At 55.4% G+C, this 9,305-nt stretch carries 14 protein-coding genes; all 14 read right to left on the minus strand.

Annotated features, from left to right (window positions below; translation table 11 throughout):
- Positions 1-4: 4 nt before the first annotated feature.
- Positions 5-220, minus strand: coding sequence for a hypothetical protein (locus C1712_RS10720; RefSeq protein ID WP_058967056.1), 216 nt, complete (start codon positions 218-220; stop codon positions 5-7).
- Between the two features lie 16 nt (positions 221-236).
- On the minus strand, positions 237-1,073 hold the full coding sequence (locus C1712_RS10725) for a VirB6/TrbL-like conjugal transfer protein, CD1112 family (protein ID WP_102269088.1): 837 nt from the start codon (positions 1,071-1,073) through the stop codon (positions 237-239).
- Between the two features lie 73 nt (positions 1,074-1,146).
- The gene (locus C1712_RS10730; protein ID WP_015535514.1) at positions 1,147-1,500 is read right to left on the minus strand and encodes a hypothetical protein; all 354 of its coding nucleotides are present in this window, start codon (positions 1,498-1,500) and stop codon (positions 1,147-1,149) included.
- On the minus strand, positions 1,484-3,307 hold the full coding sequence (locus tag C1712_RS10735; protein WP_102269090.1) for a VirD4-like conjugal transfer protein, CD1115 family: 1,824 nt from the start codon (positions 3,305-3,307) through the stop codon (positions 1,484-1,486). The genes C1712_RS10730 and C1712_RS10735 overlap by 17 nt, the downstream gene beginning before the upstream one ends.
- Positions 3,294-3,491 (minus strand): hypothetical protein, encoded by a 198-nt coding sequence (locus tag C1712_RS10740; protein WP_075877500.1) that lies wholly within the window; start codon positions 3,489-3,491, stop codon positions 3,294-3,296. The genes C1712_RS10735 and C1712_RS10740 overlap by 14 nt, the downstream gene beginning before the upstream one ends.
- 14 nt (positions 3,492-3,505) lie before the next feature.
- Positions 3,506-4,429, minus strand: coding sequence for a hypothetical protein (locus C1712_RS10745; RefSeq protein WP_075877501.1), 924 nt, complete (start codon positions 4,427-4,429; stop codon positions 3,506-3,508).
- Positions 4,430-4,435: 6 nt separating this feature from the next.
- Positions 4,436-5,248, minus strand: coding sequence for a PcfB family protein (locus tag C1712_RS10750; protein WP_102269092.1), 813 nt, complete (start codon positions 5,246-5,248; stop codon positions 4,436-4,438).
- Positions 5,249-5,254: 6 nt separating this feature from the next.
- A complete protein-coding gene (locus tag C1712_RS10755) occupies positions 5,255-6,667 on the minus strand; it encodes a relaxase/mobilization nuclease domain-containing protein (RefSeq protein ID WP_245858137.1) in 1,413 nt (470 codons plus the stop codon).
- A gap of 26 nt (positions 6,668-6,693) precedes the next feature.
- Positions 6,694-7,023 carry a plasmid mobilization protein gene (locus tag C1712_RS10760; RefSeq protein ID WP_058967064.1) on the minus strand — a complete coding sequence of 110 codons (330 nt, stop codon included), beginning with the start codon at positions 7,021-7,023 and terminating at the stop codon, positions 6,694-6,696.
- The gene (locus C1712_RS10765; protein WP_015535520.1) at positions 7,020-7,133 is read right to left on the minus strand and encodes a DUF3789 domain-containing protein; all 114 of its coding nucleotides are present in this window, start codon (positions 7,131-7,133) and stop codon (positions 7,020-7,022) included. The genes C1712_RS10760 and C1712_RS10765 overlap by 4 nt, the downstream gene beginning before the upstream one ends.
- 141 nt (positions 7,134-7,274) lie before the next feature.
- Entirely contained in the window at positions 7,275-7,466 is a 192-nt protein-coding gene (locus tag C1712_RS10770; protein WP_102269096.1) for a DpnD/PcfM family protein, read from the minus strand.
- Positions 7,463-8,434, minus strand: a complete 972-nt coding sequence (locus C1712_RS10775) for a DUF3991 and TOPRIM domain-containing protein (protein WP_102269098.1) — start codon at positions 8,432-8,434, stop codon at positions 7,463-7,465. The genes C1712_RS10770 and C1712_RS10775 overlap by 4 nt, the downstream gene beginning before the upstream one ends.
- Positions 8,435-8,565: 131 nt before the next feature.
- A complete protein-coding gene (locus C1712_RS10780; RefSeq protein ID WP_087168727.1) occupies positions 8,566-8,898 on the minus strand; it encodes a DUF6664 family protein in 333 nt (110 codons plus the stop codon).
- A gap of 69 nt (positions 8,899-8,967) precedes the next feature.
- Complete coding sequence (locus tag C1712_RS10785; protein WP_102269100.1) at positions 8,968-9,303, minus strand: DUF3848 domain-containing protein; 336 nt, start codon at positions 9,301-9,303, stop codon at positions 8,968-8,970.
- Positions 9,304-9,305 lie beyond the last annotated feature (2 nt).

The raw sequence follows: 9,305 nt of genomic DNA on the forward strand, positions 1-9,305 counted from the left end.
AATATCACCTCACAATCACATTGCCGGTTTCAAGGTAAACAATGCTGCTCTTGGGAATATAGGCAAAGCCCAGCAGCCGGTCGCCCACGGTAAAAATCTCGTCTGGAGCCGCTTTGGAGAAGTGGCCCACAATTCCCTTTTCAGCGGGCAGGTCGTAATCCTCCACCATTGGGATGGCGGTTCCATCAATCAAGTGCAGCACATAGGTTTGATAACGCATTTGTTTTCCTCCTTTTTTACAGGCCCATCATCTCGCGCACCACGCGGTCGGCCATTTTCACCGCGCCCACGAGGACGAGCATATTAAAGACCAGCTCCCCGATATAGCTCCACACCTGGGTGACTGCCGCCGCATTGGGGTCAATGGCAGGCGGGGACGCCGCGAACAGGGAAAAGATGATACAGGCCAGCACAATGATGGCCCCTTCCAGGCACACGGCGGCATAGCTCTTGATAAAGCTCTTGCCCACGTTTTGGGTCGGCTCCCCGGCAAAGGTGGACAGAGGCACCGGCGCGATGGCCGTGTATAAATAGAGCTTAAAAAACCGCCCGTAAACGGTCATTATCATAATGAAGCTGAGGACTGTAATAAACAGCCCGCCGATGAGCGTCACCGCCCAGAGGGGGATACTCTCGAAAAATCCGCAGCTTTCCACCGCGTCAATGATCTCCTGGGGCAACACAGTCTGTTGGGCGGTTCCAAAGCCCGCCGCGTTCATTATTGTTGAAACGAGGCCCTGGACGATATTAAAGAGGGCCATCATCAGCTCCAGCCCATAGGTCACAACGCCCTTGGCAATGGCAAACCGAATGAACAGCTTCAGCGCGTGTTCCGGTTTTTTCACCTCGGCAAAGCTGCCGCAGGTGCGCATGACGCCAATCACAAAGAACAACACCAAAAGCGCAAGGCCAATGGCCCGCACCGCGTCATGGATGTTGACAATGACGCCCCAGATGGAGCCGCCCTTAAACTGTTCCGGGCTTTGGGTGATGAGCTGCCAGATCTCAGACAGGTACTTGTTCCAGGTATCGAGGGCATTTTGCAAATTTTGTACAACCCAGTTATCGGACATTCAACAACCTCCTTTCCGGCAACGGTAAGGGGCAGGCCGCCACGGGCCTGCCCCCACACTGCCGTTATTAGAATCAGCCGGTAATCAGGGTCAAAATCTCCTTCGCAAACGTAATCACAACGCCGCCGGCCAGGGTGAGAAAACCATTGGCTCGCTGGCTGGGGTCATGGCTTTTCAGAGAAAGGCCGATCTGCACGACGCCGAAGCCCAGCAAAATCATACCCACGGCGCGGATCAGGCCGAAGATGAAATCACTGAGGTTGTTGATAACAGTCAACGGGTCGCTGGCGGCAAAGGCCGTAGTGGTGCAGCAGCACAGCATGAGCACCAGGGCTGCATAAACAGCAAAGGCGCTCCGGCTCTTTTTTCCCATGGGCAGGCTGCGGGTTTCTTTCTTCTGCTTGCTTTCCTTATGAAACAGTTTCATTTTTGGTGTCCTCCTTAAATTGAAAGATATTCTCCATGTCCTCATCGGACAGAAGTTCGTAAAGGGTTTCCGGCTCCTGGATATTGGCAAGGTCGCCGGGGGTGAGGCGGCCAATGGTCATATCCGCCACGGCGTTTTCGGTGCCGCCGTGGGAATAGACGGGCGCGCCGCCATCGGTGGTGTACTTGATGTTGGGGTGTTTCAAGAGGTCATACTTTTCATCCATCAGCGGCGCTTCGCCACGGATAAAGAGCAGGGCCAGGTTGTTGTCCAGCATACGGACCTCATCGGGCGTCATCAGCTCCCGGCCCGTAATCTGGTTGTTGGTGGAGTAGCTGCCGGAATGCCCGGTGCTCTTGCCGTAGGTGTCCAGCCAGAGGGTGCTTTTCCCCAGGTAGTTCTCGGAGATCAGCTTGTGGGTGGACGTTTCATTGCCGCCCAGGTACAGAAATTCATCGCAGTTGCCGATGATGGATTCCCATTGCTTTTCAAACAGCGCCTTGAGCTGGGCAATGTTCTGGATGATGATAGAAACGCTGATATTCCGGGAGCGCATGGTGGCCAGCAGCTTGTCGAAATCATCCGGCAAGCTCACGTTGGCGAACTCATCCATGAGAAAATGCACCGGTACGGGCAGGCTACCGCCGTGTACCCGGTCGGCAGAATAAAAAAGTTCTTGGAAGGTGCTGGCATACAGCAGGCTTACCAAAAAATTGAAGCTGGCGTCGTTGTCCGGGATCAGCGCAAAAAGCGCCACTTTTTTCTCACCCAGGCTGGAAAGGTCCAGTTCATCCGTGGCGGTGAGGGCCGCCACCGAGGAAAGATTGAATTTTTCCAGGCGGGACGCCAAGGTGATTTGAATGGATTTCAGCGTTTTGGCAGAGCCGGAACGATAATCCTTGTAATACTTCACAGCGATGTGATCCGGGGAGCGCATTTCCAGCCGGTCAAACAGTTCGTCAAGCGGCGATTGGTAGGAATCATCATCCTCCCGCACCTCCCCGGCTCGGAGCATCTCCATAATCATGGGGAAATTCTTCTCGTCCTCCGGCGCTTCGTACCACAGGTAAAACACTAAAGCCATGAGGAGCATACTGGCCGCCGTATCCCAGAAAGGGTCGTTGGACTGGCTCCCTTTTGGGGTGGTGGCTTTGAACAGGTTCGTCACCATCTTCTGCACATCATTGTCGGATTTCAGATAGGCAAAGGGATTGTAGCAGTGACTTTTCTCCATGTTCAGAAGGTCTACCACCTTGATCTCATAGCCCATCCGTTCCAACAGGCTGCCGCAGTCACGAAGCAGCTCCCCCTTACAGTCCAAAATAAAAAGGGACGTATTGCATTGGCAGATGTTCACTTTGGCGTAGAACCGGCTCTTGCCCGCGCCGCTGCCGCCCACCACCAAAGTGTTGAGGTTGCGGCGGTGTTTCCGGCCATCCAGCCCCATGCGGACGTGCTGGGTGAAAATGCGGTTTTTGAACGGGTCCTTGTCCCGGTATTTCTTATTCACAGCCCGCGGATCGCCCCATTTGGCGGAACCGTGTTCTTCGCCTCTGCGGTAATTGCGCCGGGATGAGAGATAAATGCCAATGCCCAGCCCATAGGCGGCAATAAAAATGAGGACAGTTTTTACACTGTCCTCACACCACACGATTTTGAATGGATTGTTCATTGCCGCAGGCAGGGCGCTGACAATCTCCGAAAGTCCCCCGGAAGTGGCAGGCGCAATCAGCAGGGCGAACCAGATCACCGGGACCAGCCCCAGGGCATAGAGCCAGGGGCCGCCCGCCTTGTTATCTGGCTTCATCCCGACGCTTCGCTTTCTTGTCTTTTTGGGCTGGGGCGTCAATGGTTTTCAGCAGAACATCCTCCACCGGGCCGGGGTCGCGCTGTTCCTCCAGCATATCGTTGCGCAGCTCATTGAGGGCACGAATCATAATCCCATGCTCATAGCTGTCCAGGGTGAGGACGACTTTTTCCTGTCTTTCCATCGCTCATACCTCCTTTACCGTTCCTGGTCTTTTTGCTTGCTGTCGCGGGTGAGGCCCATAGCCCTGGCCATACGGCCATTGAGGGATTTGAAGGCGTCCCGCATATCAGTGAGGGCCGCAGGAATATCCTCCCTGGGGACCTGCCCCTGAAATACGCCGTCCAGTTTGGAAATCTCATACTCTTTGGCGTCCACGCCATACCGCTTGCAGAGCATATAGCTGACCGCATAGGCTTTGTAGCCATCTGTCTCTCTGGAATAGCCATCCATGCTTTGGGCAAGCTGCACATTGGCAACCTCCAGAGAAACACAGCGGAAGATGTCCGGCGCGTCCATGCCTTTTTTCACCAGGATGGCGTTCTGCTCTGCAGAAAACATGGCACCTCGGCCCTGGGGCAGTTCCTCCACGGCCCGGATGGGAACCGGGGAACTGGCGATCAGGCCCTTTAAGAGCAGGCGGTCATCGTAGCTCACCTGGGGATGAACCTGATCCCTCGCCGTAGTCTGGGAAATATCATAGACTTCCTTGGCGTAAAAGTTCTGGCCCACGCTGCCATCCTCACGCCGGTATGCTTTGCCCGGCTCCAGAATGATGATGGGCAAACGCTTCTCATCCTCCAAAATCTCGACCCCCTGGGCGTGCCACTCTTTGTAACCGCCCACACGCACCGCGTCGGGGCACTTATCCCCAATCAGCAGCGCATTGCGGGCAGAGTGGAAGGGAAAACGGCTCTGCACATCCAGATATGCCTCCATACTGCCCGTACCCTCGGAGAACTCTCCAAAAATCCGGTCCAAGGTGGCATAGGCTTCTTTTCGCTGTTTTTCCTCCCGGACCTGCCACCACTGGCGCTTGGGGCGCTCTTTCTGGCTTTCCTGCTTTTGCGGCGCAGCCTCCGCCTGGGGCTGCTGTTCAAACAGATCGTCAAAATTATTCATCACAGATTACCTCTCTTTCGATTTGGGTTTCTTTTTGGGTTTCGGCGGCTGGTGCCGGGTAGTTTTCTGAGCCGCCTTCTTCTGGGGTGCAGCCGGCTCCTCGGCCCTGGCAGCCTCCGCCTCCTTCTTCCGCTGGGCCTGGATGTCCCGCAGCTCCTGCCGGACGGAAGGCTTCTCGGCCCCATCAGAAGTACCCCTTGCGGACTTGCTGCTGCTCTCGGAGATAGGCTCGGACGGAGGGGATTTTTCCGCCGCTGGAGCAAAAGGGGCGTTCTTCTCTGCAGCAGGGTTCTCCGGCTGAGATTTCTCCTTCTGGACGGGCTTTTCCATCAGCTCATCCAAAAGCTGGTCGTCCACACTCTTTTCCGGCATGGCCTGCTCCGGCGCGGCGGGTTCGCTGCCGCGCTGTTCGCGGGATTTCTCAATATCCTCCTTGATCGAAGCCGTATCCACAACGGTGAGCTTGAACTTCTCCACGATCCGGTTGGCTCTGGCAGCGTCATCCTCGAACACCAGAATGTCGATGGTGTCGTCGCCTTTCTTCACCGGGATGGGTGCGTAGAGAATCCCGTACCCCTTGGCTTGCTTGGCAAACTCCGGGCAATCCTCCTTCTTGATGGTGTAAACCTTTAGGGGGCGCTTTTCCCGCAGCATAGCTTCAATGCGGGCTTTGCCCTTGGTCTTTTTCTGGTCTTTCAAAACCGTGTAAAGGGCGGCGGCCAGATTTTTAGCAGCAGAACCGGTGATCTTGAGGGCAAATTCAGCACCCTCCAGGCTCATCCGTACCACTTGCTCCGCCGCGTCGCCTGAGTTATACATCAAAAATCATCTCCTTCCTGGGGGAGCCGCCCGGCCCTGCTCCGGCTCCTGGCGGGCTTTCTCATCCTTACCGGAGACTTCTTCACGGGCGGCCTGTATCTTATCCTTGATGGAAGTGGAGCGCAGGGCAATATCCTCGCACAGCTTCACCTCCCGGCGCAGCTCATTTATCTGCGCAGAAAGTTTGGAGATCTCAGCCCGGATGTGCTCCTGTCCAGCAGGGTCGGCCAGCACCGCCTTGGTACGAAGTTGCCGGTACAGGCTTTTCCGCTGTTCCGTTAGGCCGGCAAGCTGAGATTCCACATCAGACCGATAGACGTTAAGCTGCTCCAGGGTGTCAATGCGGTGGCGGGAAAGAAGGCGGGCTTCATCGGTAAGCTCCTGCGCCCGGATCAAATCCTCCCGCAGTGCATGGGGCACCCGCCTGGGCGGGCGGTTCTTCTTTTGGGGGAATACCCCCAGCAGATAGCAGTAGTGGAAGTAGAGGGCGCGGAACCCCGTCACCTTTTTGGCCTGTTTCAAATCCCCGTGGAGCCTGCACCGCAGCGGCTCCGGCCTGTGTTCCCGCTGGGGGCGGCGCTGGGCTAAAATCCGCTTGCGGATGTTCTCCATAGAGTAGTCCTCGCCAAAGTTGCGCATGAGCTTACGCCCACGGGGGTAATTCGGCGGACGAACCGTAATGTCCTTGCCCACTTTGATGTCGTAACCCATCTGCCGCAGACGATAAAAAAACTGCCGTTCCGTCATAGACTGGCGGATGGCAGTATCCACATCGGCTTTGATGAGGGAGAGATAGGTGGGGCGGCCTTCCTGCTCGGCCCGCCATTCCCCGTAGTGCTTGGATTTTCCCCGCTGGGGGTTCTCAATGACGGAAAGCCCATACTCCCGGCACAGCCGGTCGGATTCCCGCTGCATATCGAAATAATCCTGCTCGGTACGATGGTACTTGATGCCGTCCACGAAGGAAACCGTGTTCACTACAAAATGATTGTGCAGATGATTTTCCCTGTCCAGATGGGTAGCCACCAGCACCTGGTATTTTTCACCCCACAGCTTTTTTGCCAGGGCAAGGCCGATCTCATGGGCCAGCTCCGGCGTGGCCTCGCCGGGGGCAAAGCTCTGATAGCCGTGGTAGGCCACAGTCCCGTCCTCCTTTCCGAAACGCTTTTTTACCGCTATCATCTCATCGCGGGCAGTAGAGGGGCTGCAATTCACCCCGGAAACAAACTGCCGCATGACCGTTTCGCCTTCGCTTTCCACCGCCTTGCCTGTTTTTTGCTGCTGGACGGCATACTCGATCACATCGGATAGGCCCTGGGCCTCCTTGCCATCCATATTCTGCTTTTCAAAGAAATCAGGATTTTCGGTCTTGTCTGGATTTTCAATATAGATGAGGACCTTGCCCAGCCAGCCGTTCACCCGCCAGATAGATGTGGTAGCCAAAGTTACTCCATAGCGCGGGGAAGGATCACCGCTTTGGTGATGTCCCGGACGAGCTGGTCAAACTTCCGCATTTCCTCATCATAGCGGCGCTCATCAATGACGCCCAGCACATGGGCTTTCTGGGCGATCTGGTTGAGGTTGCCGCCAATCCGGTGAAGCTCCCGCATAAAGTCGTAGTAGGCGGGTGGCGGTGCGTCTTGGGGAACCAGGCCGTTCACCAGATGGCGCAAGTACGCCTCACGGGAAAGGCCGCTGCGCTTTACTTTTTTGTTGAAGGCTTCTGCCTCTTTTTTGTCCAGCCAAAACTGAACGTGTACGTTGCGTTTTCTCATTCTTCCGAATCCTCCTTTCTGCCTATGCGGTTGATTTGAAGCAGGCACATAATCAGCACGCCGACCACACCGCCCAGCAGAAATCCAATGGCGAAAAACAATCCTTCCATGAAAACCTCCATCCTTTCAAAAGGGGTATTAGGGGGCGTTCCCCCTAACAAGCGGCCTTTGTGGTATCACAAAGGCGATGCTTGCTGGTACAACTACATTCCATTCCCCTGTGGGGAATCCGGGACAGGCGAAAAAAGAACTCACCGCTCGCCCCGGTCACGGGAATACCGTTTTGCCTGGAACTCCACGCCGGTAAAATGGCTGGCGTCCAGAACGACCTCGCCACGTTTCCATTGGTCCCTGGCAAACTGCTCGGCCTCCTCCCGGCTGTTTGCCGCCACCTTCATTTTCACCTCCAGCGTTTCCCGGATGGTAACATCATAATGGTTCATCGCTCATGCTCCTTTCCATGGCTGCCCCGAATGGGAATCCCCAGCCGGTGGCACAGAAAATCATTCACATCCTTTCCACGGGGCGGCGGTTTGTCCTCCACCCGGTAGCCCTCCGGCATAACAGCCTTGATTGCCTTGGCCGCCAGCCGGCCAGCGGTGTCGTTGTCCAGATGAAGATAGACGGTTTTCACATGAGGGTGATCCTCTAAAAATCGGGTAAGGGCCACCGGCAGCTTGCTTTCCTCGATCTTTTTCTTCGGCTGGTACACCCCCGCCAGGGACAACAGATTGTGCCGCCGCCAGTCAATCCCGTCCAGCTTGCAGAGGGTGGCGTAGGACATCACATCAATGGCACATTCGCACAGATGGACCGCCGGATTCTCCACGCAGGCGGGCAGGGTAAAGGAAAAGTGCTTATCACTGCCGCTTAAATCCCCATGGAACCGAGCCTCGCTTATCCCGCGCAGGCATCCGAACCGCGCCTTGCCATCTTTATCAAAGCCCACAAAAACCACGTTGCTGTGTCCCTTGTTCCGGCTCTCATAAATCCGCCCGGTCTGAACACAGTAGTCCAAAATCTCCTGGTCAATGCCCCTTCCCTTGAGATAGTCCATCATCGCCTGATTGTCCGGGGCAGCCTGGGGCAGAAGCAAGTGCTTGGGCTTTTCCCCTTTCGGCGCTGGCACAAAGGAAGGCGGCGGGATGGCCGCCCTGCCGGAGATGGTTTCCATGGCCTCCAGAAAGGAATAGCCATTGACCTTGATGAGATAGTCCAGAGCACTGTAACCGCCGATCCCACGGGAAAACCAGCACCATTTGCCGTTAGAGATACGCAGGCTGTCATGGGTCTTGGTGCAGTAGACGTTGCCGGATACATGAACCAACTCCTGGGGTTCGCAGGTTTGCAGGTAGGTGAGTAGGTCCACCCGCCTTGCCTGTTCGATGGCTTCTGAATCGTAAAAAGGCATAAAAAAATACAGCCCCCTTTACATAGCCGTAGATTAGCCGCCCCATGTGGGGTAGCTGGCTATGTAAAGGGGGCTATATTCGTTTCAGTATGTAAAAAACGGTGCAGATCGCTCCGCACCGTTTCATAGGGCTATTCAGTTTTGAAAGCGCCGATTTTCTTCAGATAAGCAAACCCGTCTGCATGGCCCCGAAAGTAGATGTGTTCCCGTTCCATATTATCGGTACGCATATACAGCCGGATAAATTCCTTCAAGGCTTCATGCTCCTCCGCAGTAAAGGAAAGTTCTCCCTTGCCCTCCAGCAGAGCGCCAATCGCAGGATTTCGGCGTTTCAGTTCTTCCATCTGGGCCTTCAACTCGGTATATTCCGGGCTGGCAGCCGCCAAATCCATCACAATGTCGCTGTCGATTTCAGAAAACTGCTCGGAAATGCGCTCCGGGAGCAGGCAGTAGCTATCGTCCATCTATCATCACCCCTTATCACGATTTTTATTATACTATACCTGCCCCGCAGCGCAATGGCAAATGTGCAATCACCTTTCTTTCTGCGCTTTGGCTTTCTGTTTGGCTTCGGCGGCCCTGGCCTGTTCCTGGACAGTATCCCATACCGTATCCATATAAGAGGTTTCCTGGTTCTCCCACCGCTCAAAAATCCGCTTCAAGGGCTTGTCAGATTTCAGCAGCGCCCTGGCCTGACTATCCTCCAGATCGTGGTATTCAAGAGACATCAGGATGTCCTCCCGCACCGTGTACTCATAGGCATGGTTCAAAATCTCAGCCGGCGGTTGGGAGAGCAGCCAATCCCGGAACTGCTCCTGTTCCGCAAACATTTTCTCATAGAGCCTGGTATTTAATTCTTCGTTGGTCATCG

The sequence above is a fragment of the Massilicoli timonensis genome, assembly GCF_900199515.1.
Taxonomy (GTDB): Bacteria; Bacillota_I; Bacilli_A; order Erysipelotrichales; family Erysipelotrichaceae; genus Massilicoli; species Massilicoli timonensis.

Bases quoted from the DNA above. Each gene is read 5' to 3' on its own strand.
- C1712_RS10735 (WP_102269090.1), bottom strand. From the start codon at position 3,307: ATGAAGCCAGATAACAAGGCGGGCGGCCCCTGGCTCTATGCCCTGGGG.
- C1712_RS10730 (WP_015535514.1), bottom strand. From the start codon at position 1,500: ATGAAACTGTTTCATAAGGAAAGCAAGCAGAAGAAAGAAACCCGCAGC.
- C1712_RS10760 (WP_058967064.1), bottom strand. From the start codon at position 7,023: ATGAGAAAACGCAACGTACACGTTCAGTTTTGGCTGGACAAAAAAGAG.
- C1712_RS10765 (WP_015535520.1), bottom strand. From the start codon at position 7,133: ATGGAAGGATTGTTTTTCGCCATTGGATTTCTGCTGGGCGGTGTGGTC.
- C1712_RS10785 (WP_102269100.1), bottom strand. From the start codon at position 9,303: ATGACCAACGAAGAATTAAATACCAGGCTCTATGAGAAAATGTTTGCG.
- C1712_RS10745 (WP_075877501.1), bottom strand. From the start codon at position 4,429: ATGAATAATTTTGACGATCTGTTTGAACAGCAGCCCCAGGCGGAGGCT.
- C1712_RS10775 (WP_102269098.1), bottom strand. From the start codon at position 8,434: ATGCCTTTTTACGATTCAGAAGCCATCGAACAGGCAAGGCGGGTGGAC.
- C1712_RS10750 (WP_102269092.1), bottom strand. From the start codon at position 5,248: ATGTATAACTCAGGCGACGCGGCGGAGCAAGTGGTACGGATGAGCCTG.
- C1712_RS10740 (WP_075877500.1), bottom strand. From the start codon at position 3,491: ATGGAAAGACAGGAAAAAGTCGTCCTCACCCTGGACAGCTATGAGCAT.
- C1712_RS10725 (WP_102269088.1), bottom strand. From the start codon at position 1,073: ATGTCCGATAACTGGGTTGTACAAAATTTGCAAAATGCCCTCGATACC.
- C1712_RS10780 (WP_087168727.1), bottom strand. From the start codon at position 8,898: ATGGACGATAGCTACTGCCTGCTCCCGGAGCGCATTTCCGAGCAGTTT.
- C1712_RS10770 (WP_102269096.1), bottom strand. From the start codon at position 7,466: ATGAACCATTATGATGTTACCATCCGGGAAACGCTGGAGGTGAAAATG.
- C1712_RS10720 (WP_058967056.1), bottom strand. From the start codon at position 220: ATGCGTTATCAAACCTATGTGCTGCACTTGATTGATGGAACCGCCATC.